The following is a 26369-nucleotide window of genomic DNA, read 5'->3' as shown; positions in this document are numbered from 1 at the left end:
CGAATCTCCATCAGTCGATCTTGGTCTTGAAGGTAACGGTGCGGGTCTGGCCGCCCGCGACGGTGCCGAGTTGCACGCGGATCCGTGTGCCATTGTAGTCGCCGGCATCGGCGTCGCTCGCATCGCTCAGCGGCGCGCCGCCGAGGGTGATCGAACCGGTGACATAGGATGTGTCGGCCGGAATATTGTCGGTGATCGCGAGACCGCTGACCGACCCCGTACCCGCGACCGTCGCGGTGATCGTGTAGGTGATCGTCGCGCCCGGAACGGGCTCGCTGCCGCCGAACGGATCGGCGACGACCGCCGATTTGACGAGCGTGACGGTGGCCGCCGACACCTTGTAGGCGCCATTGTCCTGCCCGTCGGCGCCGGTTGAACCGACGACCGCATCGCCGCCGCCCTGGCCCTCGCCCGCGAAGGTGGTGCCCGGGGCACCGGTGCCGGTCTTGGCCGCCGCGACCAGCGTCACGATGCCGCGATCATTGTCGGCGACCGTCCCCGGCGTCGTCGCAACGACGAAAATGCGCGCGCTCTGGTCGGGGTTGAGCACCGGATCGTTCGACCCGGCGGTATAGAGCGTGTCGGTGGCGGGATCGAAGATGCCGTCGCCATTGTCGATATAGATGCCGGTGATGGTCGGGTCGTAATTGTCGCCGCCGACATTGGCGAGCGTGCTGAGCCCGAACGCTTCCTGCCCGTTGCCGGTGTTGGTCACAGTGAACGTAAGCAGCTGGTTGGTCCCACCGGGCGTCGTTGCGACATCCGACGGGTTGTTCGAGGCAACCGTCACGTCGAGCAGTTCGTCGACGCGCAGGTTGACCGTGTTCGAATCGATCGTCTGCGTCCCCGCTCCGTTGTCGAAGCTGGCGCTGGCGGTGTTGCTGATGGTTGATCCGGCTACCGTACCGGCGGCATGCGCCTGCATCGGCAGGGCGAGCGCGCAAAGCAACAGGGCGGAATAAGAGGGTCGAAGAAGCTGATGCTTCGCGCCCCCCACAGGCGCTTTCATCATCGAATTGGCTCCATAATTGCTGGTCCTTGGGAGCCGTCCTCGCGGAAAAAGGGTAATTTCTGGTTAAAATGGTGAAAATACTCGGCCTTTTGTCCTAAATGGGGACAGGGCAATAATGGCGCACCATTGGGCCAATCCCTTCGGGCGCCACTGGCGCCGACGCCAAAGTGCGCCTAAGAGGATCGGGTTCAACGGGAGCGATCGACGCAATGGAGGACAGCGAGCACCCGAAGGTGCCACCCTTGCTCAAAGACGCAGCGCAACGCGTTGAGATCGATGACTTTCGTCGAGACCGCTTGCTCGCGGCGCTGACGCTCATCATCGGCGCGGCCTTCTGCCTGGGGCTACCCTTCGCGTTGCAGGCCGGTGCCGAATTCTTCCTGCCGCTCACCGCGGCGATCGTCGTTTCCATTGCCCTCGTTCCGCTACTCGAATGGCTCGAGCGGCGCCGCGTTCCGTCGGCGCTGGCGGCCTTTTTGGCGCTCTCGAGCTTTCTGATGCTGGTCAACGCGGCGCTGGCGATCATCGTCGTTCCCGCGACGGGCTGGTTCGCGCGCATCCCCGAATCGATCCCGCGCATCCAGACCAATCTGGCGCCGGTGATCGATTTCTATTCGACCTTGCAGAAATTCGTCGACCGCACGTTGACCTCGGTCGCAAGCGGGTCCGAAGCGACCGCGCAGGCTATGGCCGCCACCGCGCCAACCTCGGTCGTCGACTATTTCATCTCGGCCGCGCCCGCGGCGGCAGTGCAGCTTCTCTTCGCGGTACTCGTGATCTTCTTCTTCCTCGCCGGATGGACGCGGCTGCGGCGCAGCACGATCCGGCGGCGCGGCAGCTTCGATGGCGCGATGCAGACCGCGCGCGTGATCCAGAATGTCGTCGATGCGACTGCCGACTATCTCGCGACGATCACGATGATCAATGCGCTGCTGGGACTGATCGTCTCGTTGTTGCTGTGGGCGCTTGGCATGCCGTCGCCCTTCATGTGGGGCGGCATCGTCTCGCTGTGCAATTTCGTGCCCTATCTCGGGCCGATCGTCGCCGCGATGCTCCTGGGTCTGGGCGGGCTGATGACCTTCGACGCGGTCGGGGTCGCGCTGTTGCCGGCCGTCATCTTCATTGGGGTGCATCTGGTCGAGGCGAATTTGATCACGCCGCTGGTGTTGGGGCGGCGGCTGACCGTCAATCCGCTGCTGATTCTCGTCTCGCTCAGCTTTTGGGGATGGGTGTGGGGGACGCCGGGCGCGCTGCTTGCGGTGCCGCTGCTCCTGATCGTGCAGACCGTCCTTGCCTCGACCGGCACCCCTGATCTTGCCGGTTTCCTTTTCGAACATGGGACGCTCACCGCGACCGAAGAGATGCGCGAGCGATTAAATCGAAAAGAGTTTGATCGGGACGGTTGACAGGTCGGGACGAGGGCAATATTGGCGCGGCTCCCAAGCGCAAGCGGGTGTAGCTCAGTTGGTTAGAGCGCCGGCCTGTCACGCCGGAGGTCGCGGGTTCGAGCCCCGTCACTCGCGCCACTTGCCCTGAATTTCGGCAGGTGGCGCCTCCTTCAATCCTTGGCTTGGGTCGCTTCCGTCTTTCGCGAATATATTGGATATTCGATCGCACCGGCCTTCTGCCGGGCAAGCTCCACCGACGCCATATCGAACCCGTCGGGGATGGCGAACTGCTCCGGCGCATCGCAGACTTGCGCAATGCCGAAACGCCGCTGCATGACGTCCTGAAATTCGGTGAGATTGCCGATCGGGGCATCGCAGCGCAGCCGGCCTCGCTGATAATCAGCCGCTGCGCCTGCGATGGCGAGCAGCGTGATTGCGCCGTCCGTATCGCCGGTCTTGTCGCGTAGCCACGCGAGTTCGGGCATCAGCAGCCAACGCAGCGGATAGGCGGACGTCTCGCTTGCCAACGGCTCGAGCAAGCGCCGCGCCCCGGCATAATCGCGTCCGGCAACGGCAGCATAAGCGCGGGTGATCACCGCATCGGTCGCGGCGTCGCCAGTCCGCTCGGCGCGCCGGAAATATTCGGCGACAAGGACATAGCGGACGCAATCGGCGCACGCTGTCCTGTCCCAGTCAGGCATGGCAACATCGGCCTGCGGATAAAAGAGAATGTCGGCGATCTTCGCGCTCGGCAATTCGCGCCGGCAATCGGTCGAAATCAGCCAGCTTCGCGCATCGCGCATCACCTCGATCGTCGACCCGGCATAGTCGAAGGGGCAGGGCGGAACCTCGCTTTTGCTGCGGTGCGCCGTCAGCCCCATCTGTTCGAGTTGCAGACAGGGATCGGCAAGCAGGCGATCGAGTTCCGCCGCCGCCGCCGGAAGCAGGCGGCCGCGCTGGACGCGGCGGCTCTTGTCGGGGGCGGGCTTGACCTGCTCGATCATGAAACCATAGGCCGCATCGGGCTCTTCGAACAATTCGGGGGGCGGCGGGGGCGGTGGCACGGGCGGCAGCGTCCCATGATCGACGCGCAAGACTTGCCATGCCCCGGCCGCGTCGCGCCACAGGGTGCTGACGGTCGAAAAGCGGATATCCTGCGTGATGCTTGAACCGATCACGCCGCGCAGCATGATCGTTGCGCCGCTGCTACCCGGTTGCGTATCGGGATCGGGCGCCCCGGCCCATTCTTCGAACCTTGCCCGATAGTCCGGCGTGGCCAGGCCGTCGGGCGTCAGGGCGGCAAGATCATAGCCTTTGGCAGCGGCGGGGCACGCCTTGACGAGCGCCTTCACCTGCTTGCGCAGGCCGTCATCACGCGCCGCCGCCGGGGTGCTCGCCAAAATCAGCGACAGGACAGCCGCCGTTCCCATAAATACCCGCATCGCGCCTGCCTCACCAATGGTGCGCGCAGGCTATCGAATAATCGGGCGGTGCCAATCCCTATTGTGGGGCGCGCCAGCGCCCGGTTTCCATCCAGCACAGCAGTGGCCGCAGCGGCAGCACCCATACCCAGGCGATCCCCGCGACCAGATAGAAAATCGCCTGGACCAGCACCGGCCAGCCGCCGACCCACGGCGAGAGGCTGACGACGGCAGCCGCCCACGCCGTGATCAGCGCCAAGATCAGAAGGATGCCGGTCGGCTTGCGCCAGCTCGGCTGCGGATCGGCGGGGAGCTCGCTCACAATCGGTCTCCGGTAATGATATATTCCTGCTCGGTCAGGACCGCATCGAGCAAAATATCGGTTTGTTCAATGGGAACAGTGTCAACTTCCTGCACCGACCAGCCGATCCCGATGCGCGGAACCGCCGGATATTCGGCAAAGAACCGGTCATAATGCCCGCCTCCCTGACCAAGTCGGCCGCCGTGGCGGTCGAAACCGACGAGCGGGCAGAGGATGATGTCGGGATGCACGATTTCGGCACTGTCGGGCGGCTGGGGCGATCCCCACGGCCCTTTTCGAAGCGCATCGCCATCGTCCGATATCCGAAAGGTCATTGCGGCCGTGCGGCCTGCGTGATGCGGCAGCGCGATGCGCCGGCCATCCAGCAGCAGCAGCGGGCGGATATCGGGTTCGTCGCCCCACGGTGCATAGGCGCCGACGACAGGGCTGGCATCGAGCAGCTTGCGGAGCGTGTCGGGAACGGCGCGAAAGGCAGCGAGCCGCCCCACCGGGTCTAGATTGGCGACGAAATGACGGCGGCGAAAGCGCAACCGGTCGCGCAGCGCCTGTTTCTGCGAAGCGAGGTCGGGCGTCATGCGGGCCGGGCCTCCTTCAAAGCCTGTCGGGTTGGCGGGACCACCATGGGTCGGTTTCCGGAAGATCCTCTGACGCCAGTAACGTCAGGTGGGGGCCATGTACGTCGGACCAGGGTCCGGGCAGGGACAGCTCCCTTGGATGATGTATCGCCTCAGGGATTTTCGCAACGGCTCGTGCCGGGCAGTACCCGCCGATACCTATTTAGGGACGCGGAGCCCCATCCTCAAGCGCTTTGCTCAACCTTTGCGGCGAGCGCCTCGATCCGGTCGGCGATCTGGAGCAGCGCGCGGTCGTGCGCCGCGCGCGGCGCGGCGGCTGGAGCGGGTGGTGGTGCAGCCTTCAGCGCCTCGATTTCCTTGCGGGCCGCGGCGAGTTCATCGCGCGCCTGCGTTTCGCGGCTTTCTGCCAGCGCAACCGCGGCGCGCAGCGAATCGGATTGCGGTTCGGACTTGTCGGCCTTGGCCTTTGCTTCCTGCGCTTCGTCGGCGAGCATGAGTGCCGCGAAGAGAAGCTGGCGCACCTCGGTGCTTCCCGGGATGGCACGGACCTTTTCGTCGATCAGCCCGGCCAGCTTCTGAAGCTGCGGTTCTTCGCCGTCGGCGCAGGTCAGGTCATAGGTGCGCCCGGCTATGTTCAGTCGGACATCAGCCACGATTCGCCTCCGCAATCAGTCGGTCCAGTTCGCCGATAACAGCGTTAACTTCGGCCTTCAGGGCCGATTGATCGCTTGTCGGTTGATCGGATGCGCCGCGTTCAGCGCGCTCGGCCAGGCTCTTTTCGATGCGGCTCAGCGCGCGCTCGATGCGGTCGATGGCGAGGCTGGATTCGTCGAGATCGAGTTCCATGCCACAGGGGTAGCAGCGCCGAGGGAGGGGTGCAATCGCCTGTCGGCGCCGAAATGCGCGTGAATTCTTGCCGCGGGCGGTTGACTCTCGGCTGCGCCGCCGCAAAGGGCAGTCGCGCACGCCAGCCCAGACATAAGCGGGGAAAAGATGACACTGCCCGAACGCCAGCTCGCCAACGCGATCCGCGCGCTTGCGATGGACGCCGTACAGGCCGCGAACAGCGGTCACCCCGGGATGCCGATGGGCATGGCCGACGTCGCGACCGTCCTCTATTCGGATTATCTGAAGTTCGATCCGACCGATCCGAAATGGGCCGATCGCGACCGATTCGTCCTGTCGGCTGGCCATGGCTCGATGCTCGCCTATGCGACGCTCCATCTCGCGGGCTATGCGCACCCGACGATGGAGGAAATCCGCAATTTCCGCCAGCTGAACAGTCCCTGCGCCGGGCACCCCGAAAATTTCGAACTCGCTGGCGTTGAAACGACAACTGGGCCGCTGGGGCAGGGGCTTGCGACCGCGGTCGGCATGGCCATTGCCGAGCGCCATCTCAATGCCATTTACGGCGACGACCTCGTCGACCATCGCACCTGGGTCATCGCCGGTGACGGCTGCCTGATGGAAGGCATCAATCACGAAGCCATTGGTCTGGCCGGCCATCTGGGCCTCGGCCGCCTGATCGTGCTGTGGGACGACAACAAGATCACGATCGACGGATCGACCGACCTTTCGACCAGCGAGGATGTGAAAGCGCGTTATGCAGCGACCGGTTGGCATGTCGACAGCTGCGACGGCCATGATGCCGCTGATATTCGCCGTGCGATCGACGCGGCGCTGGCGGACGGCCGCCCGTCGCTGATCGCGTGCAAGACGCTGATCGGCTTCGGCGCGCCGAACAAGCAGGGCACATCGGCGACGCATGGCTCGCCGCTCGGCGCCGACGAGGTGGCGGCGGCGCGCGCCAATATGGGCTGGACCGCCGAACCGTTCGTCATTCCCGCCGACATTGCCGACGCATGGCGCGGCTTTGGCCAGCGCGGCCAGGTGCTTCATGCTGCGTGGAATGCTCGCCTTGCAAGTAGCGATAAGAAAAAGGATTTTGAGGATCGCCTGGGCGGCAAGGTGGCGCCGGGCGATGCGTTCAAGGCCTATCTCGACGGGCTGGTTGCCGAACCGCCGAAGGTCGCGACGCGCAAGGCGTCGGAAAATGCGCTGACCGCGCTCACCGCCGACATCGCCTCGCTTGTCGGTGGCAGCGCCGACCTTACCGGCTCGAACAATACCAAGACACCGTCGACCAAGCCGCTGAACCGGAACGATTATTCGGGTCGCTATATCTATTATGGCATCCGCGAATTCGGTATGTCGGCGGCGATGAACGGGATGGCGCTCCACGGCGGCGTTATCCCCTATGGCGGCACTTTCCTGGTCTTTTCGGACTATTGCCGCGGCGCGATCCGCCTGTCAGCGCTCCAGCGTCAGCGCGTCGTTTACGTGATGACGCACGACAGCATCGGGCTCGGCGAGGATGGACCGACGCACCAGCCGATCGAGCATCTGCAGTCGCTGCGCGCCATGCCCAATCTGCTCGTGATGCGCCCCGCCGACGCGGTCGAGACGGCCGAATGCTGGGCGATCGCGCTGGCGCAGGACAGCCGTCCGACGCTCCTCGCACTTACGCGCCAGAATCTGCCGCCGCTGCGTCATGACGTCACGGAAAATCTCTGTCTGAAAGGCGGTTACCGTCTTCGCAGCGCCGCCGCGGCGCGCAAGGTTGTGCTGGTCGCGACCGGCTCCGAAGTGTCGCTGGCGCTCGATGTCGCCGAAAAGCTCGAAGCGGCGGGGCAGGGTGCCGATGTCGTTTCGATGGTGTCGACCGAATTGTTCGACGAACAGGATGCGGCCTATCAGGCCGATCTGCTGCCCGACGATGCCCTGATCGTCTCGATCGAGGCCGGGACGACCTTCGGCTGGGAACGCTACACCGGCCGCCATGGCCTGCGCTTCGGCATCGACAGCTTCGGCGCGTCGGCGCCGATCGACGATCTCTACCGGCATTTCGGCCTGACGGTCGACGCCATCACCCCCAAGATTCTGGCGCGGCTCGGCGCATAAGACCGGCCGCCACCTTCCGCAGAAAGGACTAACCGACATGGCAGTGAAAGTCGCAATCAACGGTTTCGGACGCATCGGCCGCAATGTGGCGCGCGCCCTTCTCGAGCGCACCGATCACGACCTTGAACTGGTGTCGATCAACGATCTGGGCGATGCCAAGGCCAATGCCCGCCTGCTTCGCCATGACTCCGTTCATGGCGCCTTCAACGGCACCGTCGAAGTCGATGGCAACGACCTGATCATCAACGGCAAGCGCATCCAGGTCACCGCCGAGCGCGATCCCGCCGCCCTGCCGCACGCCGCCAATGGCGTGGACATCGTGATGGAATGCACCGGCTTCTTCACCAACAAGGCCGGCGGCCAGAAGCATCTCGACGCCGGCGCGAAGCGCGTCCTCATTTCGGCGCCCGCCAAGGAAGTCGACCTGACCGTCGTTTACGGCGTCAACGACAGCCAGATCACCGCCGATCACCGGATCATCTCGAACGCGTCCTGCACCACCAATTGCCTCGCGCCCTTCGCCAAGGTGCTGCACGAAGCGATCGGCATCGAACGCGGCCTGATGACGACAATCCATGCCTATACCAACGACCAGAAAATCCTCGATCAGATCCACGACGATCCGCGCCGCGCCCGTGCCGCCGCAATGTCGATGATCCCGACCTCGACCGGTGCGGCGGTCGCCGTCGGCCTCGTCCTGCCCGAACTGAAGGGCAAGCTCGACGGGTCATCGATCCGCGTTCCGACGCCGAATGTGTCGGTGGTCGACCTCACTTTCACCCCGTCGCGCGAAACGACCAAGGAAGAAGTGAACGCGGTGCTCAAGGCCGCGGCCGAAGGCGCGCTGAAGGGCGTCCTTGGTTATACCGAGGAGCCGCTGGTTTCGATCGACTTCAACCATAACGCCGCCAGCTCGACCATCGACAGCCTTGAAACCGCGGTTATCGACGGCAAGCTGGTGCGGGTGCTGAGCTGGTACGACAATGAATGGGGCTTCTCCAACCGCATGATCGACACGGCGGGCGTGATCGCGAAGTTCCTTTAACATTATCCTTGTGCCCCCGCGAAGGCGGGGGCCCATCTCCGACCGCATCGGAATGAAACCGGCGGTGATCAGGGGATAAGAGCGCAGGAGATGGACCCCCGCCTTCGCGGGGGAACACTCCGGGATCGGAGTGAGAGATGGCAGATTTCAAGACGCTCGACGACATCGGTGACGTCACCGGCAAGAAGGTGCTGGTGCGCGTCGATCTCAACGTGCCGATGTCCGATGGCGCCGTCGCCGACGACACGCGAATTCGCGCAGCGATGCCGACGATCCGCGAACTGTCGGACAAGGGTGCCATAGTTCTGCTGCTTGCCCATTTCGGCCGCCCGAAAGGGGCGAAGAACCCGACCCAGTCGCTCAGCCTCGTCATCGATGGCGTCGCCGACGTTCTCGGCCATTCGGTGATGTTCATCCCCGATTGCATCGGCGAAGGCGCCAAGGCGGGCGTTGCGGTCCTCGCGCCCGGCGACGTCGCCGTGCTTGAAAACACGCGCTTTCATGCGGGTGAGGAAAAGAACGACCCCGCGTTCGCCGATGCGCTTGCCGAAATCGGCGACATCTATGTCAACGATGCCTTTTCGGCGGCGCACCGCGCGCATGGCTCGACCGAGGGCATTGCCCATCGGCTGCCCGCCTATGCCGGCCGCGCGATGGAGGCCGAACTCAAGGCGCTCGACGCCGCGCTCGGCAATCCCGCGCATCCGGTTGCGGCGGTTGTCGGCGGCGCGAAAGTGTCGAGCAAGATCGACGTGCTGCGCAACCTTGTCGGCAAGGTCGATCATCTGATCATCGGCGGCGGGATGGCGAACACTTTCCTCGCGGCGCGCGGCGTCGATGTCGGCAAGTCGCTGTGCGAGCACGACCTCGTCGATACCGCCAACGCGATATTCGACGCGGCGGATGCCGCAGGCTGCACCATCCATCTGCCCTATGACGTGGTCGTCGCGAAAGAATTTGCCGCGAACCCGCCGACGCGCACCGTGAACATCCACGAAGTCGCGGCGGACGAGATGATCCTCGATGTCGGGCCTGCGGCGGTCGAGGCGCTCGGTGACGTGCTGAAAAGCTGCCGCACGTTGGTGTGGAACGGTCCGCTCGGCGCTTTCGAGATTTCGCCGTTCGACGCCGCAACCGTCGCACTCGCCCGGACGGCGGCGGCGTTGACGCGCGAAGGGTCGCTGATTTCGGTTGCCGGCGGCGGCGATACCGTCGCCGCGCTCAACCATGCCGGCGTTGCGGACGAGTTCACCTTTGTTTCGACCGCAGGCGGCGCCTTCCTCGAATGGATGGAAGGAAAGCCTTTGCCGGGGGTGGACGCGCTTAAGGCCTGAGTTCCCATCGCATTGCGTCCCGGGCGACGGGCCGCTATGCGCGCCGCACCATACGTATGCAAATCCACGGAGACGTTATGACGACCGCCAATGCCGAGATGCTGGAAAAGATCAAATCGGGCCAGGGCTTCATCGCCGCGCTCGACCAGAGTGGCGGTTCGACGCCCAAGGCGCTCAAGGGCTATGGCATCGAAGAAGGTGAATATTCGGGCGACGAGGAAATGTTCGCGCTGATCCATGCAATGCGCAGCCGGATCGTGACCGCACCCTGCTTCAACGGCGACAAGGTGATCGGTGCGATCCTGTTCGAACGCACCATGGACGGCGAAGCCGATGGCAAGCCGATCCCGGCTCTGCTGTGGGAGCGCGGCGTGGTCCCGTTTCTCAAGGTCGACAAAGGCCTCGAAGCCGAAGCTGACGGCGTTCAGTTGATGAAGCCCAACGCCGATCTCGACGCGCTGTGCGAGCGGGCGGTTGCGAAGGGCGTGTTCGGGACCAAGATGCGCAGCGTCGTCAACCTCGCCAACCCGGTGGGCGTCAAGGCAATCGTCGCGCAGCAATTTGCCGAAGCCGCGCGCATCGCCGCGCGCGGCCTGGTGCCGATCATCGAACCCGAAGTGAATATCAAGAGCCCCGAGCGCGATGCGGCGGACCGACTGTTGCTGGCGGAAACGCTCGCGGCGCTCGACGCATGGACCGGCGCGCCGGTCATGCTCAAGCTGTCGCTGCCCACCGAAGCAGGCCTGTTCCAGCCGCTCGTCGATCATCCCAAGGTGCTGCGCGTCGTCGCGCTCTCGGGCGGCTTCGCGCGCCCCGAAGCGTGTATCGAACTGGCCAAGAATCCCGGTATCATCGCCAGCTTCAGCCGCGCGCTGCTGGAAGATTTGCGTCACCAGATGAGCGACGCGGAATTCAACGGCTCGCTCGGCGGCGCGATCGACGAAATTCACGCCGCATCGGTCGCCTGATGACCGATAGCTGGGACCGCGTCGACACCTATATCGGCGAGAAGCTGATTGGCGACGACCCGGTTCTGGCGGCCACACTCGCGCACAATGCCGAAAACGGCCTGCCGCCGATCGACGTCTCGGCGGCGCAGGGCAAGATGCTCTATCTGCTCGCGCAAATGGCGGGCGCGCGGCGCATCCTCGAAATCGGGACGCTCGGCGGCTATTCGACGATCTGGCTCGCGCGGGCGCTACCGGACGATGGCGCGCTGGTGACGCTGGAAGTCGATCCCAAGCATGCCCGCGTCGCGCAGGCGAACCTCGATCGCGCCGGCCTGTCCAATCGGGCCGAAATCCGCGTCGGCCCGGCGATGGACAGCCTTACCGCAATGACCGACGTCGCGCCTTTCGACTTTGTCTTCATCGACGCCGACAAGCAGAGCAATGTCGATTATGTCGCCGAGGCGATCCGACTCGGCCGCAGCGGCACGACGATCATCGTCGACAATGTCGTGCGTGAAGGCGGCGTGCTCGATGCCGCGAGTGACGATGCCCGCATTCAAGGAACGCGCGCGCTGTTTGACTTTCTGCAATCCGACCCGCGCATCGACGCAACCGCGGTGCAGACGGTCGGCGCGAAGGGATGGGACGGCTTCGTGCTGGCGCGGGTCGCCTAAAGACCGCCCATGAATCGGAAGGCGAAGCGGTAATCGCCGGGCTTGATCTGTCGGTCGGGGCGCTTGTCGGGATGCACCGATTCGAACGTGATCGTGCCGTCGGCGAGCGGCGTCGGTTCGCCCAGCACTGCCTCAAACGGTTGGGCCTCGCCATTGGGACGAAGCCACAGCATCTTCACCCGGACGCGGCCTGCCCATATGCAGGCGACCCCGACGGGACAGCGACTGTCCTCGATCACCGCGACCGGCTGGATCAGCGGCCCGTCGGCATAGGCGCGCTGGCCGATGGCGACGTTGGCGGCGTCGGGCGAAGCGGTGGCTTCGCGCGTCGCGGCGCAGGCGGAAACGGCCGTGACCGCGACAAGGGACAGGGTGGCGGTGCTAAACATCTTCTGCATTTGCGGCATGCTGGCGGCATGGCTATGAACCCGCCATGACCGAACCGACCTGCCAGCTTTACCTCATCTCGCCCGCCGACGTCGGCGGTGACTTTCCGGCGCAACTCGAAGCGGCGCTGGCCGCCGGACCGGTTGCCGCGTTCCAGTTCCGCGTCAAGGGTTTGACCCAGCACGAAGCGGCGCGCCTTGCCGAACCGCTACAGGCGATTTGCGCTGCGCACGATGTCGCCTTCATCGTCAACGACGACATGGCGCTGGCGAAGCGGCTCAAGGCTGATGGCGTCCATCTGGGGCAGGGGGACGACGATCCGCAGGAGGCGCGGCAGCTGCTCGGCCCCGGCGCGCAGATCGGCGTAACCTGTCACAACAGCCGCCACCTTGCGATGGATGCCGGCGAAGCGGGGGCGGATTATGTCGCCTTCGGCGCCTTCTTCCCCACGACGACAAAGGCGGTCGAACATCGCGCCGAGCCCGAAATCCTGAGTTGGTGGCAGGGACTGTTCGAGCTGCCCTGCGTTGCGATCGGCGGGATCACGGTCGAGAATGCGGAGCTGTTGATCGATGCTGGCGCCGATTTCCTTGCCGTATCGGGCGGCGTCTGGAACCATCCGGACGGCCCGGCCGCGGCGGTGCAGGCTTTCGCCGCGCTGATGGCAGCGGATTAGGCCGCGCGCGTCAGGTCCGCGTGCGCGGACGCTCGTCGCGCGGTACGTCGTCGCACTTGCGCCACCCGAAAAGGCCCGCGCAGGGCGCCGGGCGCTTGACCGAAGCGGCCGCTTCGGGGCCGGGATGCGGCTTGGGATCGGGAAGGGCCGTTGTCATGCCCGGCTCTATGCGCCGCGCCGCGGGGCGATGATTGGATCGAAGCGTCAATTCGGTTTCGCTTCGTCGCGTTTCCACGCCTGTTTTGACTTGCCTAATTCCCCGCCGCCCGCGACACAGCGCGCGGGGAGAAATTTATGTCCGATACCGACCAGCGCAGCGTTTCGATGCGCGAACTCACCGTCCGCGGGATCGTCCTCGGCGGACTGATCACGCTGCTGTTCACGGCGGCAAACGTCTATCTGGGGTTGAAGGTCGGGTTGACCTTTGCAACCTCGATACCCGCCGCGGTCATTTCGATGGCGATCCTGCGCTTCCTGTCGGGGGCGACGATTTTGGAGAATAATATCGTCCAGACGATCGCCAGCGCGGCGGGGACGCTTGCGGCCATCATCTTCGTCCTGCCCGGTCTGGTCATCGTCGGCTGGTGGCAGGGTTTCCCCTATTGGACGACCGCCGCCGTCTGTTTCATCGGCGGAACGCTGGGCGTGATGTTCTCGGTCCCGTTGCGCCGCGCGCTCGTCGCCGGGTCGGACCTTCCCTATCCCGAAGGCGTCGCCGCGGCCGAAGTGCTCAAGGTCGGGTCGCGCGCGGGCGAGGGGGCCGAGGAGAATCAGCGCGGCCTGCGTACGATCCTGCTCGGATCGCTGATCAGCGCCGGTTTCTCGCTGCTTGGCGCGATGAAGCTCGCGGCGCTCGAAGTGTCGAAGAATTTCAAGCTCGGCGCCGGAGCCACCGGCGTCAGCGGCAGCCTGTCCTTCGCGCTGATCGGCGTCGGCCATCTTGTCGGCCTGTCGGTCGGCGTTGCGATGTTCATCGGCATGGTCATCGCATGGGCGGGTCTGATGCCCGCGCTGACCGCGGCGCAGGGGCTGACCGGACCGGTCGACGATGTAGTCGGCATGGTGTTTTCGCAGCAGGTGCGCTTCATCGGCGCCGGGACGATCGGGGTCGCGGCATTGTGGACGCTGCTCAAGATCGTCGGCCCGATCGTCAAGGGCATCAAGGGCTCGATCGCGTCGTCGCGGGCGCGCGGCGCGGGCGAGGTGGTCGAACTGGGCGAGCGTGACCTGTCCTTCGGCATCGTCGCGGGGACGATCCTGGGCTCGCTGATTCCGATCGCGGGATTGCTGTGGTTCTTTGCGCAGGGCGGCCCGATCGCGGCCAATCCGGTCGGCGTCATTTTCGCGACGCTGCTGTTCGTGCTGTTCGTCGGCGCGATCATCGCCGCCGTCACCGGCTATATGGCCGGCCTGATCGGTGCGTCGAACAGCCCGGTGTCGGGCGTCGGTATCCTCGCCATCATTGCCGCTTCGCTGATGCTGCTCCTCTTCTTCGGGCGCATTCACAGTGAAGCCGATACCGCTGCGCTTGTCGCCTACGCACTGTTCACTACCGCGATCGTCTTTTCGGTGGCGACGATTTCCAACGACAATCTCCAGGATCTGAAGACCGGCCAGCTCGTGGGTGCGACGCCGTGGAAGCAGCAGCTCGCGCTGGTCATCGGTGTCGGCTTCGGTTCGCTCATCATTCCGCCGGTTCTCGACCTGTTGAACCAGGCATTCGGCTTTGCCGGTGCAGCGGGGGCGGGCGCCAATGCGCTGCCGGCGCCGCAAGCGGCCCTGATCAGCGCGCTGGCCAAGGGCGTGCTCGGCGGCGATCTGCGCTGGGATCTGATCGGCTATGGTGCATTGATCGGCGCCGCGGTCATCGCCGCCGACGAGATATTGGGGCGTATGGGCAAGCTGCGCCTGCCGCCGCTCGGTGTCGGTATGGGCATCTATCTGCCGATGTCGCTGACCTTGCTCATTCCGATCGGCGCGGTGATCGGCCATTTCTGGGAAAAGCGCGCCGAACGCAGCGCTCGCCCTGAATTCTACAGCCGGATGGGCGTCTTGCTGGCGACGGGCTTCATCGTTGGCGAGAGCATTTTCGGGGTATTGTTCGCGGGCGTCGTCGCGGGTTCGGGAAGCGATGCGCCGCTGGCGCTGGTCGGGGAGAACTTCGAGCCGACGGCGATTGTCGTCGGCCTTTCGCTCTTCGTCGCGCTGATCGCATACAGCTATCGGCGCACGCGCCGCGCGACCGAAAGCGTCTAACGCGCTTGCCCTTGGCCGCGCAGGCGGCTAAGGGCGCGCTCCTGTGACCGGCGCACCCGCTGCGCCGGCGGCTCTTTCCATCCTTGAACTAGCGAGTGTGCGCGATGAAAATCACCGGCGTTGAAATCCGTCCCGGCAATATTATCGAATATGAGGGCGGCATCTGGAAGGTCACCAAGATCCAGCACACCCAGCCGGGCAAGGGCGGCGCCTATATGCAGGTCGAAGCCAAGAATCTGATCGACGGGCGCAAGCTCAACAACCGTTTCCGCAGCGCCGATACGGTCGAGAAGGTCCGCCTCGACACCAAGGATTTCCAGTTCCTCTATGCCGAGGGCGACGACCTCGTGTTCATGGACAAGGACAGCTACGAACAGATCACCATCTCGAAGGATGTCGTCGGCGAAGCCCACGAATTCCTGCAGGACGGCATGGAAGTCGTGCTCGAACTGTGGGAAGAGCGCCCGATCTCGGTCGAACTGCCCGAACAGATCGAAGCGACGATCGTCGAGGCCGATGCGGTGGTGAAGGGCCAGACGGCCTCTTCGTCGTACAAGCCCGCGATCCTCGACAATGGCGTGCGGGTCATGGTGCCGCCCCACATCACCAGTGGCACGCGTATCGTGGTCAACGTCTATGACCGCGAATATGTCCGCCGTGCTGACTAAGTAACGTCGCCCCCGCGAAGGCGGGGGCCGCTAGCAATCTGGCGCAACGCAGCCAGCGGCCCCCACCTCCGCGGGGCCGACGCGTTGAAGGAAACAAAAATGGCCGTATCCGGCATCATCACCGTCATGGAACGTGCCGCGCGCAAGGCGGGCACGAAGCTGCGCCGCGACTTTGGCGAGATCGAGCATCTGCAGGTTTCGCAAAAAGGACCAGCGGATTTCGTGTCCAAGGCCGACCAGGCCGCCGAGCGCACGCTGTATGACGAACTCACCCATGCCCGTCCGGGTTGGGGTTTCCTGATGGAGGAAGCTGGCGAGATCGAAGGCGAGCCCGGCAAGCCCCGCTTCATCATCGACCCGCTCGACGGCACCTCGAACTTTCTGCACGCGATCCCGCAATTCGCGATTTCGGTCGCGGTGCAGGAACCGAAGCTCGGCGGCGGCTGGGGCGATGTGACCGCGGGGCTGATCTATCAGCCGGTTACCGACGAAAGCTATTGGGCGGAACGCGGTCGCGGCGCATGGTTGCATGACCGGCGCCTGCGCGTCTCGTCGCGCCGCAATCTCAACGAATGTCTGATCGCGACCGGCATCCCCTATATGGGCCATGGCGATTTCGGCCAGTGGAGCCGCATTTTCGGTGCGGTTGCGCCCGAAGTTGCGGGCATCCGCCGCTTCGGCGCCGCCAGCCTCGACCTCGCATGGGTCGCCGCGGGGCGGTTCGACGGATTCTGGGAAGCCGATCTGTCGATTTGGGACGTTGCGGCGGGCATGTTGCTCGTGCGCGAAGCCGGCGGCTTCGTCAGCGATTTCCGCGGCGGCGATCGGGCGATCGAGCGCAGCGAGTTCATCGCGGGCAGCGGCGCGGTGCATTCCAAGCTGCAAAAACTGGTCGCGGGCGCGCTTCGCAACGCCTGACCCGTTATGCAAGCGCAAAAAGGCCATCCGCGGGATAACCGGGATGGCCTTTTTGCTGTCCGCGTTTCGCCGGATCAATCGTCGTAGATGAACTCGCGATAGGCATCCATCAGCGACGCCCAGGTGTTGAAGCTCTCGCCCAGATTTTCGCGCGGCAATCCGGCAAAATCGACATCGACGTCCATTTCCAGCACCGGATCGCCCTCATTGTCGCGATAGGCGCGCGCGAAGCGTTTTTCCTTGTTCCAGCTGTTGAACTTTTCGAACGGCACATTCTTCGCGTCGTTGAAGCCCATATAATATTGCAGCGTCTTGCACTCCTTGTGCGCGTCGTTGCAGTTCATGAACAGAACGAGGAATTTCAGTCCGTTGCGGCTGCTCTCGATATAGGGATCGGCATCGATGGCGGTCACCAGCTTGGCGGGCCAGCCCTGCGATTCGACGATCGCTACGATTGCTGCGGGATTCTTGGGCGTAACCAGTTCGGCATGGGCCGGCGTCGCGCCGAGCGCGGTGGCGGCAAGTGTGGCAAGAGCAGTGGCAAATGGCAGTTGGCGCATAAAGTCCCCCAGTTGGATGGCGGCAAATCGTGCCGCAACACGCGTCCCGTTCAGCCGCCTAACATAGCTTCGCCCGTCCTTGCCAGTGTTCCCCGCGCTTTTGGTGTTCGCAACGCGATTTTCCTGTCCGCAGCGCTTGCGGGCAGCGCCATGCTGGCCTAAAGCGCCCGCAGAAACGGGGTGGCAAACGCCCGAAATCATGACTGCGAGCTCCCATGGTCGATCTGACTCAATATTTGCCGATCCTGATATTCCTGGGCATCGCCGTTGCGCTGTCGGCGGCGTTCGTGTTCCTGCCGATGGGCGTGGCGCGGTTGACCGGGGCGCATCAGCCCGATCCGGCGAAGCTGACCGAATATGAGTGCGGCTTTCCCGCTTTCGAGGATGCGCGCAGCCAGTTCGACGTGCGCTTCTATCTCGTCGCGATTCTGTTCATCATCTTCGATCTTGAAGCGGCCTTCCTCTTTCCCTGGGCGGTCAGCCTGAAGGAAATCGGCTGGGCCGGCTGGGCGACGATGATGGTTTTCCTGGCCGAGCTCGCGATCGGTCTTGTCTATGCGTGGAAGAAAGGGGCGTTGGATTGGGAATGAGCAATTCGACCATCCTGACCCCCGGCACGATGCCGGTCGCTCCGGGGACCGCCCCGGACCAGAGCTTTTTCGACGATCTCAATGCAGAGGTCGGCGATAAGGGGTTTCTCGTCACCTCGACCGAGGATCTGTTCAACTGGGCGCGCACCGGCTCGCTGTGGTGGATGACCTTCGGCCTCGCTTGCTGCGCGGTCGAGATGATCCACGTCAACATGCCGCGTTATGACATGGAGCGTTTCGGCGTTGCGCCGCGCGCCAGCCCGCGCCAGTCCGACGTGATGATCGTCGCGGGTACGCTGTGCAACAAGATGGCCCCGGCGCTGCGCCGCGTTTACGACCAGATGTCGAACCCCAAATATGTGATTTCGATGGGTAGCTGCGCCAATGGCGGCGGCTATTACCACTACAGCTATTCGGTGGTGCGCGGCTGCGATCGTATCGTGCCCGTGGACATCTATGTCCCCGGCTGCCCCCCGACCGCCGAAGCGCTGCTCTATGGTGTCATGCAGTTGCAGCGGAAAATCCGCCGCACCGGAACGATCGAACGCTGATGGCCAGTCCCGCTCCCCTGATCGCGCCGCGCGACGGCATTGTCGAGGCGCTGAAGAAAGTCGTCGGCGGCGATCTGATCGCGCATGTCTTCGCCGTGGGCGAGGACAGCATCACCGTGCGCCGCGAAGCGGTTGCCGGGGTGATGGTCGGCCTGCGCGACGAACTTGCCTATCAGCAGCTCATGGAGATCGCCGGGGTCGATTATCCCGACCGGCCAGAGCGGTTCGAAGTCGTCTATCATCTGCTCAGCGTGACCCAGAACCACCGTCTGCGCGTCCGGGTGCTGACCGACGAGGCAACCCCGGTGCCGAGCATTGTCTCTGTCTGGCCCAACGCTGGCTGGCTCGAACGCGAAGTGTTCGACATGTACGGGGTGCTGTTCAGCGGCAATCCCGACCTGCGCCGCATCCTGACCGACTATGGTTTCCAGGGGCACCCGCAGCGCAAGGACTTCCCGCTGACCGGCTATACCGAACTGCGCTATTCCGAAGAGGACAAGCGCGTCGTCTATGAACCCGTCAAGCTGGCGCAGGATTTCCGCAGCTTCGACTTCCTCAGCCCGTGGGAAGGCGCCGACTATATCCTTCCCGGCGACGAAAAGGCGGGCGGCACCGGTGAGGCGCCGGGCAAGGGCGCGCCGACGCCGATGACCGCAGAGGCCGTCAAGAAGGCCGACGAGGCCAAGAAGGCGCCGCCTCCGACGCCCAAGACGACCGACAATGCCAAACAGACCGGTGCGGGCGACAAGGCGAACAAGGAAGCCGCGAAGCCCAGCAAGGACAGTGCCAAGGCCAAGCCTGCGGCAAAGGCGAAGACGCCCGCGACCAAGAAGGCCGAAAAGGCTCCGGCAAAGCCCAAGGCGGCTGCCAAGGCTCCGGCCAAGCCGCGCAAGCCCAAAGCAGGAGGTGACGCATGACCGATAATGCGACGGTCCGGCACCACGGAAGCGACATGTTCGAAGGCTATCCGGTCGATACCGCCGATACGGCGGGCGATCAGGTCGTCACCAATTACACCATCAACTTCGGTCCGCAGCACCCCGCGGCACACGGCGTGCTGCGCATGGTGATGGAACTCGACGGTGAGATCATCGAGCGCGTCGACCCGCACGTCGGGCTGCTCCACCGCGGCACCGAAAAGCTGATCGAATTTAAGACCTATCTGCAGGCTTTGCCCTATTTCGACCGGCTCGACTATTGCTCGCCGCTCGGCATGGAGCATAGCTATGTGCTGGCGATCGAGAAATTGCTCGATCTCGAAGTGCCCGAACGCGCGCAATATCTGCGCGTGCTGTTCGCCGAGCTGACGCGCATCTGCAACCATATGCTCAACATCGGGTCGCACGTCATGGACGTCGGCGCGATGACGCCGAACCTGTGGGTGTTCGAACTGCGCGAAGATTGCCTCAACTTCTTCGAACGTGCTTCGGGCGCGCGGATGCACTCGGCCTGGTTCCGCCCCGGCGGCGTCCATCAGGACGTTCCCGAAAAGCTGCTCGTCGACATCGGCGAATGGGTCGACAAGCGCCTGCCCGAACTGTTCGGCGACGCGATGAGCCTCGTCATCGACAACCGCATCTTCAAACAGCGCAACGTCGATATCGCCGTGGTCAGCAAGGAAGACGCGCTGGCCTGGGGCTTCTCGGGCCCGATGATCCGCGGCAGCGGCATCGCGTGGGATTTGCGCAAGTCACAGCCCTATGACGCCTATGCCAAGATGGAATTCGACATTCCCGTCGGCACGCGCGGCGACTGCTACGATCGCTTCATGGTCCGCGTGCAGGAAGTCTATCAGTCGGCGCGCATTATCAAGCAGTGCCTGCGCGATATGCCCTCGGGCCCAGTCGCGAGCCTCGACCGCAAAGTCGTGCCGCCGAAACGCGGCGAGATGAAGCAGACGATGGAATCGCTGATCCATCACTTCAAGCTCTATACCGAGGGCTTCCACGTCCCCGCGGGCGAGGTTTACGTGGCGACCGAAAGCCCCAAGGGCGAATTCGGCGTCTATCTGGTCAGCGACGGCACCAACAAGCCGTACCGCTGCAAAATCCGCCCCACGGCGTTTTCGCACCTTCAGGCGATGGACTTCATGTGCAAGGGCCACATGCTCGCCGACACCACCGCGATCATCGGCGCGATCGACGTCGTGTTCGGGGAGTGCGACCGGTGAGTCTACTGCATTCCTATCGCGTCTGGCTGGCCAGTGACCAAGCGGGACGATTTTATCGATATGTGAAAGGGACATGGGGTCTGGTCATGCTCGTTCTTTGGGCATGGATAGGGCTGGAAATAGCCTTTCCTGACCCCGCTGAACGAGGAACGGGCTTCAGTTTGCTGGCAATGGGGTTTTTGGGCTCTTTATATCTGACTGGCGCCTTCGCTGTGGTGCGCCTGTTTGTTGCGCCGGCTACCGGAGGGAAAAATGGCTGACGCACCTCAAATCCCCGACGAAACCGAAGTCCGCGCGCGCTGGGGCGCTTTTGCGTGGACGAAGGAAAATGCCGAGAAGGCCAAGGCCGTTATCGCGCGCTATCCCGCGGGGCGTCAGCGCTCGGCGGTGATGCCGCTGCTTGATCTCGCGCAGCGCCAGGTCGGTGCCGAGACGCAGACGCAGGGCTGGCTGCCCGTGCCGGTGATCGAATATGTCGCGGCCGAGCTCGATATGCCGTTCATGCGCGCCTACGAAGTCGCGACCTTCTACACCATGTACAATCTCGCGCCGGTCGGCCGCTATCATGTGCAGGTTTGCGGTACGACGCCGTGCCTGCTGCGCGGGTCGGACGATGTCATGGCGGCGTGCAAGAACCGCGGGATGACCAAAGGCAAGACCACGCCCGACGGGCTGTTCACGCTGACCGAGGTCGAGTGCATGGGCACCTGCACCAACGCGCCGATGGTCCAGATCAACGACGATAATTACGAAGATCTCGACTATGACAGCATGACCCGCATCCTCGAGGATCTGGCGGCGGGCAAACAGCCCAAGACCGGCACCCAGAATGCGCAGCGTCATACGAGCGACCCCGAAGGCGGCCCGACGACCCTGAAGGACATGGTCAAGGCCAATCACGACTATCGGAAGGAATGGTGATGACCCAGAAGGACATCATCACGATCCTCGCGATCATCGGCGCGCTTGTCGTACTCGGTTTCGTGCTGCGCGTGACCTTTGTGCTGATCGGTCCGCTGCTGATCCTCGCGCTCGGTTACGTCATTTACACGATGATGAAAAACAAGGGTGGGACCAACTGATGCTCGCCGACAAGGACCGCATCTTTACCAATCTCTATGGCTATCAGCCGTGGAACCTGAAAGCCGCGCAGGCGCGCGGCGATTGGGACAAGACCAAGGATCTGATGACTCGCGGCCAGGACGCGATCATCGAGGAGATCAAGGCGTCTGGCCTGCGCGGCCGTGGCGGCGCGGGCTTCCCGACCGGCCTGAAATGGTCGTTCATGCCGAAGGAACCGCGCGCCGACCGCCCGAGCTTCCTCGTCATCAACGCCGACGAATCCGAACCCGGCTCGTGCAAGGACCGTGAGATCATCCGCCACGATCCGCACAAGCTGATCGAGGGCGCGCTGATCGCGGGCTATGCGATGCGTGCGCGCGCTGCGTACATCTACATTCGCGGCGAGTTCATCCGTGAGGCCGAGACACTCTTCGCGGCGGTGCAGGAGGCCTATGACGCCGGCCTGCTCGGCAAGAATGCGGCGAAGTCGGGCTATGATTTCGACGTCTTCGTCCATCGCGGCGCCGGCGCGTACATCTGCGGCGAAGAAACCGCAATGATCGAAAGCCTGGAAGGCAAGAAGGGCCAGCCGCGCCTGAAGCCTCCGTTTCCGGCGGGGGCGGGCCTCTACGGCTGCCCGACGACGGTCAACAATGTCGAAAGCATCGCGGTCGTCCCGACGATCCTGCGCCGCGGCGCGGCGTGGTTCTCCAGTTTCGGGCGCGAGAATAACAAGGGCACCAAGCTCTTCCAGATCTCGGGCCATGTCGAACGCCCGTGCGTCGTCGAGGAAGAGATGGGCATCCCGTTCCGCGACCTCATCGAAAAGCATTGCGGCGGCATAAGAGGCGGCTGGGACAATCTGCTCGCGGTGATCCCCGGCGGTTCGTCGGTGCCGCTCGTCCCGGCGGCGCAGATCATGGACGCGCCGATGGATTTCGACGGCCTCAAGGAACTCGGCTCGGGCCTTGGCACCGCCGCCGCGATCGTGATGGACAAGTCGACCGACGTTGTTCAGGCGATCAGCCGTATCAGCTATTTCTACAAGCATGAAAGCTGCGGCCAGTGCACGCCGTGCCGCGAAGGCACCGGCTGGATGTGGCGCGTGATGGAGCGGCTGCGCACCGGCGACGCCGACATTAGCGAGATCGATACCTTGTTCGATGTGACCAAGCAGGTCGAAGGGCATACGATCTGCGCGCTCGGCGATGCGGCGGCCTGGCCGATCCAGGGCCTGATCCGCCACTTCCGCCCCGAACTCGAACGCCGCATTCGCGAAAATGGCGGCGCGCTGGAGGCAGCCGAATAATGCCTAAAGTTACCGTAGATGGCGTAGAAATCGACGTGCCGCAGGGCGCCACCGTTCTGCAGGCGTGCGAGATGGCGGGGAAGGAAATCCCGCGCTTCTGCTACCATGAACGCCTGTCGATCGCCGGCAATTGCCGCATGTGCCTCGTCGAAGTGTCGCCCGGCCCGCCGAAGCCGCAGGCGTCGTGCGCGCTGCCGACCGCCGAAGGGCAGGTGATCAAGACCGATAGCCCGATGGTGAAAAAGGCGCGCGAAGGGGTGATGGAGTTTCTGCTCATCAACCACCCGCTCGACTGCCCGATCTGCGATCAGGGCGGCGAATGCGACCTGCAGGACCAGTCGGTCGCCTATGGCCGCGGTGCCTCGCGCTATGACGAGAACAAGCGTGCGGTGACCGAGAAATATATGGGGCCGATCGTCAAGACGGTGATGACGCGCTGCATCCAGTGCACGCGCTGCGTCCGCTTTGCCGAGGAAGTCGCCGGGGTCGAGGATATCGGCGCGATCTATCGCGGCGAGAATATGCAGATCACCAGCTATCTCGAGCGCGCGGTCGCGAGCGAGCTGTCGGGCAATGTCGTCGATCTTTGCCCGGTCGGCGCGCTGACCAGCAAGCCCTACGCGTTCGAGGCGCGGCCGTGGGAGCTGACCAAGACGCTGGGCATCGACATGATGGACGCGGTCGGCACCAATGTCCGTATCGACAGCCGCGGCCGCCAGGTGCTGCGCGTGCTGCCGCGCGTCAACGACGATGTGAACGAGGAATGGGCGAGCGACAAGACGCGCCACCATGTCGACGGCCTGATGCGCCGCCGCCTCGACCGCCCCTATGTGCGCAAGGACGGCAGGCTCGTCGAGGCGAGCTGGGCCGAAGCTTTTGCCGCGATCAAGGCGGCGAACGCCGGCAAGTCGGTCGCGGCGATTGCGGGCGACATGGTCGATTGCGAGACGATGTTCGCGGCGAAGGCGCTGGTGAATGCGCTCGGTTCCGACCTGCTCGAAGGACGCCAGACGGGCCTTGCCTATGACGTCACCAGCCTGTCGGCGGTCAATTTCAATACCACGATTGCGCAGGCCGAAAATGCCGACGTGATCCTGCTCGTCGGCACCAATCTGCGCTGGGAAGCGCCGCTCATCAACACGCGCGTCCGCAAGGCGGTGTGGAAGAAGGGCGCGAAAGTGTTCGGTATCGGGCCCGAAGTCGATCTCACCTACAAGACCGAATGGCTCGGCGACGATGCCTCGCTGGTCGCGAAACTGCCCAAGGCAGCGATGGATGCGCTGAAGGGCGCCGAGAGGCCGATGCTGGTATTCGGCGGCGGCGCGCTGTCGGTGCCGGGCGTCCATGGCGCCGCGCTGGCGCTCGCCAAGAGCGTCGACGCGGTGAAGGACGGCTGGAACGGCTTCAACGTCGTCCATTTCTCGGCCGCGCGCATGGGGGCCTTGATGCTAGGCTACGCACAGCCGGGCGGGATCAAGGACATCATCGCCGCCAAGCCCAAGCTGACCTTCTTCCTGGGCGCCGACGAGGTCGATTTCGCGGCCTTCGACAAGAGCTTCAAAGTCTATGTCGGCCATCATGGCGACAAGGGCGCGCATGCGGCCGACGTCATCCTGCCGGCCGCGGCGTGGACCGAAAAGGACTTCACGACGGTCAACACCGAAGGCCGCGTCCAGCGCAGCGAAAAGGCGGTGTTCGCGCCGGGTGACGCGCGCGAAGACTGGAGCATCTTCCGCGCGCTGGCCGATGCGCTCGGCGTCAGCGTCGGCTTCGACAGCTTCGACGAATGTCGCGCGGCGATGGTCGCGGCGGTGCCGGCGCTCGGCGTCGAGGGGCTGGCCGATTACGGCTGGTCCGTGCCCAAGCTCGACGCGAAGCCCGAGGCGCGCGCGATCCCGTCGCCGATCAAGGATTTCTACCTCACCAACGCCATCTGCCGCGCCTCGCCGACGATGGAGCGCTGCTCGGCCGAACTGCTGCATGGCGCGGATTATGCGGAGGCCGCGGAATGACCGAGTTTTTCCAAAGCCTGGGCATGTCCTATGAATGGGCGTGGGGCATCGCCACGATCTGCGGTATTCTGCTCATCGCGCTGCCGTTGATGCTCGCGGTGGCTATGATCATCTATGCCGACCGCAAGATCTGGGCCGCGATCGCGCTGCGCCGCGGTCCCAACGTCGTCGGTCCCTTCGGACTGTTGCAGAGCTTCGCCGACGGCCTGAAAGTTTTCCTGCAGGAAACGATCATCCCGTCGAGCGCGAACCGCGGCCTGTTCCTGATCGCGCCGATCATCACCTTCACCGTGGCGTTGATGGCGTGGGCGGTTATCCCGTTCAATTCGGGCGCGGTGCTCGCCGACATCAATGTCGGGCTGCTCTACATCCTCGCGATTTCGTCGCTCGGCGTTTACGGCGTCATCCTGTCGGGCTGGTCGTCGAACTCGAAATATCCCTTCTTTTCCGCGCTGCGCGCCTCGGCGCAGATGATCTCCTATGAAGTGTCGATCGGCTTCATCCTGATCGGCGTCGTCCTGTGGGCCGACAGCTTCAACCTCAATGAGATCGTCAAGGCGCAGCAGGGGCACGGGCTGGGCTTCGTCAACGCCTTCGGCTTCAACTTGCTGCTCTTCCCGCTCGCGGTGATGTTCTTGATCTCCGCGCTCGCCGAAACCGCGCGCGCGCCGTTCGACCTGACCGAAGCGGAAAGCGAACTCGTCGCGGGCTATCAGACCGAATATTCGTCGATGAGCTTCGCGCTCTTCTGGCTCGGCGAATATGCGAACGTCCTGCTGATGTGCACGCTCAACGCGGTGCTCTTCTGGGGCGGCTGGCTGCCGCCGGTCGACTGGGCGCCGCTCTATGCCGTCCCCGGCATCATCTGGCTGTTCGCGAAAATCCTGTTCTTCTTCTTCGTCTTCAGCTGGGTGAAGGCGACCGTCCCGCGCTACCGCTATGACCAGCTGATGCGGCTGGGCTGGAAAATCTTCCTGCCGATTTCGCTGATCTGGGTGTTCCTGATCTCCGGCTATCTGATGCTGACGAGGTATTCATGAGTTACGTTGCCCATCTCGTCAAAAGCTTCACCTTGTGGGAATTCGTGAAGGCGCACGCCCTCACGCTGAAATATTTCTTCAAGCCGAAGGCGACGATCAACTATCCGTTTGAGAAGAACCCGCTCAGCCCGCGTTTCCGCGGCGAGCATGCGCTGCGCCGTTATCCGAACGGCGAGGAACGCTGCATCGCGTGCAAGCTGTGCGAGGCGATCTGTCCGGCGCAGGCGATCACGATCGAGGCCGAGCCGCGCGACGACGGTTCGCGCCGCACGACGCGCTACGACATCGACATGACCAAGTGCATCTATTGCGGCTTCTGTCAGGAAGCCTGCCCGGTTGATGCCATCGTCGAGGGGCCGAACTTCGAATTCGCGACCGAAACGCGCGAGGAACTGCTCTATGACAAGGCCAAGCTGCTCGCCAATGGCGACAAATGGGAACGCGCGATTGCGGCCAATCTTGCCGCCGACGCGCCCTATCGGTAAGGG

General features: G+C 64.1%; 30 protein-coding genes and 1 tRNA gene. 22 read left to right on the top strand and 9 right to left on the bottom strand.

Features of this window, described 5'->3' with window-relative positions:
• Positions 1-10: 10 nt before the first annotated feature.
• On the bottom strand, positions 11-1012 hold the full coding sequence (locus tag ACT17R_RS10860; protein WP_444809439.1) for a hypothetical protein: 1002 nt from the start codon (positions 1010-1012) through the stop codon (positions 11-13).
• 209 nt (positions 1013-1221) lie between these two features.
• Between ACT17R_RS10860 and ACT17R_RS10855 the strand changes: the two genes are divergently transcribed.
• Both ACT17R_RS10855 and ACT17R_RS10850 read left to right on the top strand, forming a co-directional pair.
• Positions 1222-2418 (top strand): AI-2E family transporter, encoded by a 1197-nt coding sequence (locus tag ACT17R_RS10855; protein WP_058811659.1) that lies wholly within the window; start codon positions 1222-1224, stop codon positions 2416-2418.
• Between the two features lie 43 nt (positions 2419-2461).
• Positions 2462-2538: transfer RNA gene (locus ACT17R_RS10850), tRNA-Asp, on the top strand.
• A 32-nt stretch (positions 2539-2570) separates the two neighbouring features.
• Here ACT17R_RS10850 and ACT17R_RS10845 read toward each other — a convergent pair.
• From ACT17R_RS10845 to ACT17R_RS10825, 5 genes are all read right to left on the bottom strand, one after another.
• Positions 2571-3842 (bottom strand): hypothetical protein, encoded by a 1272-nt coding sequence (locus ACT17R_RS10845; RefSeq protein ID WP_444809438.1) that lies wholly within the window; start codon positions 3840-3842, stop codon positions 2571-2573.
• A 58-nt stretch (positions 3843-3900) separates the two neighbouring features.
• The gene (locus tag ACT17R_RS10840; protein WP_444809437.1) at positions 3901-4143 is read right to left on the bottom strand and encodes a DUF2842 domain-containing protein; all 243 of its coding nucleotides are present in this window, start codon (positions 4141-4143) and stop codon (positions 3901-3903) included.
• The gene (locus ACT17R_RS10835) at positions 4140-4718 is read right to left on the bottom strand and encodes a 5-formyltetrahydrofolate cyclo-ligase (protein WP_444809436.1); all 579 of its coding nucleotides are present in this window, start codon (positions 4716-4718) and stop codon (positions 4140-4142) included. The genes ACT17R_RS10840 and ACT17R_RS10835 overlap by 4 nt, the downstream gene beginning before the upstream one ends.
• 224 nt (positions 4719-4942) lie before the next feature.
• A complete protein-coding gene (locus tag ACT17R_RS10830) occupies positions 4943-5371 on the bottom strand; it encodes a cell division protein ZapA (protein ID WP_217373426.1) in 429 nt (142 codons plus the stop codon).
• Positions 5364-5564, bottom strand: coding sequence for a hypothetical protein (locus ACT17R_RS10825; RefSeq protein WP_444809435.1), 201 nt, complete (start codon positions 5562-5564; stop codon positions 5364-5366). The genes ACT17R_RS10830 and ACT17R_RS10825 overlap by 8 nt, the downstream gene beginning before the upstream one ends.
• Before the next feature lie 147 nt (positions 5565-5711).
• On the opposite strand from ACT17R_RS10825, the gene tkt reads away from it, so the two are divergent.
• From tkt to ACT17R_RS10800, 5 genes are all read left to right on the top strand, one after another.
• Positions 5712-7679 carry a transketolase gene (gene tkt, locus ACT17R_RS10820; protein WP_444809434.1) on the top strand — a complete coding sequence of 656 codons (1968 nt, stop codon included), beginning with the start codon at positions 5712-5714 and terminating at the stop codon, positions 7677-7679.
• A gap of 37 nt (positions 7680-7716) precedes the next feature.
• Positions 7717-8724 (top strand): type I glyceraldehyde-3-phosphate dehydrogenase, encoded by a 1008-nt coding sequence (gene gap / locus ACT17R_RS10815; RefSeq protein ID WP_003051541.1) that lies wholly within the window; start codon positions 7717-7719, stop codon positions 8722-8724.
• Positions 8725-8861: 137 nt separating this feature from the next.
• The gene (locus ACT17R_RS10810; RefSeq protein WP_444809433.1) at positions 8862-10058 is read left to right on the top strand and encodes a phosphoglycerate kinase; all 1197 of its coding nucleotides are present in this window, start codon (positions 8862-8864) and stop codon (positions 10056-10058) included.
• 77 nt (positions 10059-10135) lie between these two features.
• Positions 10136-11026 (top strand): fructose bisphosphate aldolase, encoded by an 891-nt coding sequence (locus ACT17R_RS10805; RefSeq protein WP_444809432.1) that lies wholly within the window; start codon positions 10136-10138, stop codon positions 11024-11026.
• Positions 11026-11682 (top strand): O-methyltransferase, encoded by a 657-nt coding sequence (locus ACT17R_RS10800; RefSeq protein ID WP_444809431.1) that lies wholly within the window; start codon positions 11026-11028, stop codon positions 11680-11682. Before ACT17R_RS10805 ends, ACT17R_RS10800 begins: the two co-directional genes overlap by 1 nt.
• On the opposite strand, the gene ACT17R_RS10795 is transcribed toward ACT17R_RS10800, so the two are convergent.
• A complete protein-coding gene (locus ACT17R_RS10795; RefSeq protein ID WP_444809430.1) occupies positions 11679-12071 on the bottom strand; it encodes a hypothetical protein in 393 nt (130 codons plus the stop codon). The genes ACT17R_RS10800 and ACT17R_RS10795 overlap by 4 nt on opposite strands.
• A 44-nt stretch (positions 12072-12115) precedes the next feature.
• Here ACT17R_RS10795 and thiE point away from each other — a divergent pair, with 44 nt between their 5' ends.
• Positions 12116-12745 carry a thiamine phosphate synthase gene (gene thiE, locus ACT17R_RS10790; protein ID WP_444809429.1) on the top strand — a complete coding sequence of 210 codons (630 nt, stop codon included), beginning with the start codon at positions 12116-12118 and terminating at the stop codon, positions 12743-12745.
• A gap of 10 nt (positions 12746-12755) precedes the next feature.
• Here the strand turns inward: thiE and ACT17R_RS10785 are convergent, their stop codons facing one another.
• Positions 12756-12902: a hypothetical protein gene (locus ACT17R_RS10785; protein WP_444809428.1), complete on the bottom strand. Its 147-nt coding sequence runs from the start codon at positions 12900-12902 to the stop codon at positions 12756-12758.
• 137 nt (positions 12903-13039) lie between these two features.
• Here ACT17R_RS10785 and ACT17R_RS10780 point away from each other — a divergent pair, with 137 nt between their 5' ends.
• The 3 genes from ACT17R_RS10780 to ACT17R_RS10770 all read left to right on the top strand — a co-directional run bounded on the left by ACT17R_RS10780 (position 13040) and on the right by ACT17R_RS10770 (position 16587).
• On the top strand, positions 13040-15001 hold the full coding sequence (locus ACT17R_RS10780; protein WP_444809427.1) for an OPT family oligopeptide transporter: 1962 nt from the start codon (positions 13040-13042) through the stop codon (positions 14999-15001).
• Between the two features lie 104 nt (positions 15002-15105).
• Entirely contained in the window at positions 15106-15669 is a 564-nt protein-coding gene (gene efp / locus ACT17R_RS10775) for an elongation factor P (protein WP_003051563.1), read from the top strand.
• A gap of 99 nt (positions 15670-15768) precedes the next feature.
• The gene (locus tag ACT17R_RS10770; RefSeq protein ID WP_062902411.1) at positions 15769-16587 is read left to right on the top strand and encodes an inositol monophosphatase family protein; all 819 of its coding nucleotides are present in this window, start codon (positions 15769-15771) and stop codon (positions 16585-16587) included.
• A gap of 74 nt (positions 16588-16661) precedes the next feature.
• Here the strand turns inward: ACT17R_RS10770 and ACT17R_RS10765 are convergent, their stop codons facing one another.
• Positions 16662-17147 carry a YbjN domain-containing protein gene (locus ACT17R_RS10765; protein WP_444809426.1) on the bottom strand — a complete coding sequence of 162 codons (486 nt, stop codon included), beginning with the start codon at positions 17145-17147 and terminating at the stop codon, positions 16662-16664.
• A 215-nt stretch (positions 17148-17362) separates the two neighbouring features.
• Here ACT17R_RS10765 and ACT17R_RS10760 point away from each other — a divergent pair, with 215 nt between their 5' ends.
• From ACT17R_RS10760 to nuoI, 11 genes are all read left to right on the top strand, one after another.
• Positions 17363-17737 carry an NADH-quinone oxidoreductase subunit A gene (locus ACT17R_RS10760; RefSeq protein ID WP_003051572.1) on the top strand — a complete coding sequence of 125 codons (375 nt, stop codon included), beginning with the start codon at positions 17363-17365 and terminating at the stop codon, positions 17735-17737.
• Positions 17734-18288 (top strand): NuoB/complex I 20 kDa subunit family protein, encoded by a 555-nt coding sequence (locus tag ACT17R_RS10755; protein WP_086455609.1) that lies wholly within the window; start codon positions 17734-17736, stop codon positions 18286-18288. Before ACT17R_RS10760 ends, ACT17R_RS10755 begins: the two co-directional genes overlap by 4 nt.
• Positions 18288-19205: an NADH-quinone oxidoreductase subunit C gene (locus ACT17R_RS10750; RefSeq protein WP_444809425.1), complete on the top strand. Its 918-nt coding sequence runs from the start codon at positions 18288-18290 to the stop codon at positions 19203-19205. The genes ACT17R_RS10755 and ACT17R_RS10750 overlap by 1 nt, the downstream gene beginning before the upstream one ends.
• 35 nt (positions 19206-19240) lie before the next feature.
• A complete protein-coding gene (locus ACT17R_RS10745) occupies positions 19241-20458 on the top strand; it encodes an NADH-quinone oxidoreductase subunit D (RefSeq protein ID WP_444809755.1) in 1218 nt (405 codons plus the stop codon).
• 86 nt (positions 20459-20544) lie between these two features.
• Positions 20545-20718 carry a hypothetical protein gene (locus ACT17R_RS10740; protein WP_444809424.1) on the top strand — a complete coding sequence of 58 codons (174 nt, stop codon included), beginning with the start codon at positions 20545-20547 and terminating at the stop codon, positions 20716-20718.
• Positions 20711-21379, top strand: coding sequence for a complex I 24 kDa subunit family protein (locus ACT17R_RS10735; RefSeq protein WP_234178992.1), 669 nt, complete (start codon positions 20711-20713; stop codon positions 21377-21379). The genes ACT17R_RS10740 and ACT17R_RS10735 overlap by 8 nt, the downstream gene beginning before the upstream one ends.
• Positions 21379-21540: a hypothetical protein gene (locus ACT17R_RS10730; RefSeq protein WP_202988282.1), complete on the top strand. Its 162-nt coding sequence runs from the start codon at positions 21379-21381 to the stop codon at positions 21538-21540. Before ACT17R_RS10735 ends, ACT17R_RS10730 begins: the two co-directional genes overlap by 1 nt.
• The gene (nuoF, locus tag ACT17R_RS10725; protein ID WP_234178991.1) at positions 21540-22829 is read left to right on the top strand and encodes an NADH-quinone oxidoreductase subunit NuoF; all 1290 of its coding nucleotides are present in this window, start codon (positions 21540-21542) and stop codon (positions 22827-22829) included. Before ACT17R_RS10730 ends, nuoF begins: the two co-directional genes overlap by 1 nt.
• On the top strand, positions 22829-24841 hold the full coding sequence (gene nuoG / locus ACT17R_RS10720; RefSeq protein ID WP_234178990.1) for an NADH-quinone oxidoreductase subunit NuoG: 2013 nt from the start codon (positions 22829-22831) through the stop codon (positions 24839-24841). Before nuoF ends, nuoG begins: the two co-directional genes overlap by 1 nt.
• The gene (gene nuoH / locus ACT17R_RS10715; RefSeq protein WP_062902417.1) at positions 24838-25881 is read left to right on the top strand and encodes an NADH-quinone oxidoreductase subunit NuoH; all 1044 of its coding nucleotides are present in this window, start codon (positions 24838-24840) and stop codon (positions 25879-25881) included. The genes nuoG and nuoH overlap by 4 nt, the downstream gene beginning before the upstream one ends.
• On the top strand, positions 25878-26366 hold the full coding sequence (gene nuoI / locus ACT17R_RS10710) for an NADH-quinone oxidoreductase subunit NuoI (protein ID WP_058811641.1): 489 nt from the start codon (positions 25878-25880) through the stop codon (positions 26364-26366). Before nuoH ends, nuoI begins: the two co-directional genes overlap by 4 nt.
• Positions 26367-26369: the final 3 nt, after the last annotated feature.

This window comes from Sphingopyxis sp. Q841 (genome assembly GCF_052384365.1).
Classification (GTDB): Bacteria; Pseudomonadota; Alphaproteobacteria; order Sphingomonadales; family Sphingomonadaceae; genus Sphingopyxis; species Sphingopyxis terrae_A.
Note: the sequence above shows the minus strand (reverse complement) of the source record. Positions and strands in the feature narration are given on the sequence as shown.